General features: G+C 65.2%; 3 protein-coding genes and 1 pseudogene. All 4 read right to left on the bottom strand.

The window, feature by feature from the left end:
• Positions 1-876: glycine--tRNA ligase subunit beta (locus RMO81_RS13100; RefSeq protein ID WP_310476337.1), on the bottom strand; the 876-nt coding region annotated here is incomplete at its 3' end.
• Positions 873-1,730: a glycine--tRNA ligase subunit alpha gene (locus RMO81_RS13095; protein ID WP_310476336.1), complete on the bottom strand. Its 858-nt coding sequence runs from the start codon at positions 1,728-1,730 to the stop codon at positions 873-875. The genes RMO81_RS13095 and RMO81_RS13100, both read right to left, overlap by 4 nt.
• A gap of 33 nt (positions 1,731-1,763) precedes the next feature.
• Positions 1,764-2,060 (bottom strand): cytochrome c, encoded by a 297-nt coding sequence (locus RMO81_RS13090; protein WP_310476335.1) that lies wholly within the window; start codon positions 2,058-2,060, stop codon positions 1,764-1,766.
• A pseudogene (locus RMO81_RS13085) lies at positions 2,060-2,438 on the bottom strand (oxidase); the annotation flags it as partial. The gene RMO81_RS13090 and the pseudogene RMO81_RS13085, both read right to left, overlap by 1 nt.

Genomic DNA, 2,438 nt, shown 5'->3' with positions numbered 1-2,438 from the left:
GGCGAGTGCGTTGTCCGCCCCTGGAAGCGCGAAATATTTTTGGTTGGTGCGCATGGTGAGCACGATCACTTCACGCGGCACCGACAGGAAATCGGGATCGAAGCGGCCGAGCAACGGCACCGGCCATTCGGTGAGGCCGGCGTTTTCGGCGACCAGGCCGTCATCCGGGATCAGCAAAAGGCCAGCTTCGGCGGCCAGTTCGGCCGCGCGCGTCGCAATGATCTGGCGGCGCTCGGCGGCTGAGGCCAGCACGCGGGCGGCGCGCAACTGATCGAGGTAGTTGGCGGCGCTGGTGATGGTCAGCACGCCGGGTGCATGGACGCGGTGGCCTCGCGTGTCGCGGCCCGACGTGATGCCATGCGCTTCACAGGCCACCACGTCGCCATCGAGCAGCGCCACGATGCCGGTGAGCGGCCGCACCCAGCGCGGCGCGGCGGTCGATTGGCTGGCGGCGCCCCACCGCATCGATTTGGGCCAGGCGAAATCGCGCACGATCTGCGGGATCACGTCGGCAATGATGGCCGACGCGGTGCGGCCTTCGCGGCGCAGCACGGCGAACAGCACGATGCCCTTGCCAGTGTCGCGCTCTTCCAGCTGGTCACGGGTCAGGCCGGTCTTTTTCAGGAAGCCTTCGATGGCCTGTGGCGGCGCGCTGGCCGCCGGGCCCTTCACTTCCTCGGCGCTGCCTTCGCTGGCTGGGGCGACATCCTCGGCAATCAGCCACAGCCGGCGCGGGGTGGCGTCTGCCGTCACCGCACCATGGGCGAGGCCGGCAGATTTCAGCGCATCCACAAAACGCGTGCGCAGCTGGTCAGCCGCCGCCGCCTGCATCCGCGCCGGGATTTCTTCGGACTGGAGCTCAAGCAGGAACTTCATTTGCCTTGCTCCACCCAGCAATCCGCCACCGCCTTCACCAGATCGCGCACGCGGCCGATATAGGCTTGGCGTTCCGCCACCGAAATCACGCCGCGCGCGTTCAACAGGTTGAACAAATGGCTGGCCTTGATCGCCTGATCATAGGCCGGCAGCGGCAAATTTCGGGCCACCAACGCCCGGCATTCGTCAGACACGTCCTTGAAATGCTGGAACAGTTTCTCGGTGTTGGCAGCCTCGAAATTATAGGCGCTGAACTGCTGTTCGTTCTTCAGGAACACGTCGCCATAGCTGACGCCGCTATCATTATAGGCCAGATCGTAAATGCTCTCGACGCCCTGGATATACATGGCGAGCCGTTCCAGCCCATAGGTCAACTCACCCGCCACCGGCGCGCAATCATGGCCGGCCACCTGCTGGAAATAGGTGAACTGGCTCACCTCCATGCCGTCGCACCAGACTTCCCAGCCCAGGCCCCAAGCGCCCAGCGTCGGGCTTTCCCAATCATCTTCAACAAAGCGGATATCGTGCCGGGCGCGATCAATGCCGATGGCATCAAGGCTGCCGAGATACAGCCCGATCAGATCATCCGGGCTGGGCTTCATGATCACCTGGAACTGGTAATAATGCTGCAGCCGGTTGGGGTTTTCGCCATAGCGGCCATCCGACGGCCGCCGGCTGGGCTGCACATAACAGGCGTTCCAATGATCGGGCCCCATGCTGCGCAGCGTGGTGGCCGGGTGGAACGTGCCGGCCCCCACCTCCAGATCATGGGGTTGCAGGATCACGCAGCCCTTGGCGCCCCAATATTGCTGGAGCGCAAGGATCATCGACTGGAAAGAAAGGGGCTTGCTCACACTGTGGCCCTTAGCGGGCGCGGGCTGACGAGGTCAATCAGCGACGAGCCAATCAAGGATCGCCTTGTCATCCGCCGGGTCGATCGGCGCGCCATAAACCACCCGCATCTTGGTGATGGTTTCGCCCCATTGCACCCGGCTCAGGCGCGGCTGCGCGGTGATCATGGCCGCCGAATGGCAGGCGAGGCAATTGCCGTTGGCGGCATCGGCCGACACGCCATAGCGTTCGGGCAGCAGGCCTTCGGCATCGGGCAGTTCTACAGACAGGCGTTTTGTCGGAGGGGCGGCAGCGATGAGGGCCAAGGCGGCAAGAGCGAGAACCAGGCGCATCAGGCGATCTCCACGCGGACTGGATCGACACCGGCACGGTTGTAGCCGGACGGGTTCCAGTTCTGGGTGAGTGGCTGCGACACTCCGGAGACATTGGTGGCCCGGGCCATGATGACATGCTTGCCCGGCCCCAGCGCCAGCCCGCCACGGAACCTCCGGAAACTGTAGCGCCCATGATCCGGCCCCAGCTGTGCCGGCACCCAGTTGCGGCCACCGTCGGCGGAAAGCTCCACGGTGTTGACGCCTTGGTCGCCGCCCAGCGCGACGCCTTGCACCGGTGTGAAGCTGCGCGGCGGCAGCTTGGCGCCATCGGCGATATTGGTGATGATGGCGCGGGGTCGCATCACGCTCACCGGCGCACGCGGGCCAGCCGGCCCA

It is taken from the genome of Sandarakinorhabdus sp. (genome assembly GCF_031422795.1).
GTDB lineage: Bacteria > Pseudomonadota > Alphaproteobacteria > Sphingomonadales > Sphingomonadaceae > Sandarakinorhabdus.
This window is presented reverse-complemented; position numbering and strand designations above follow the sequence as displayed.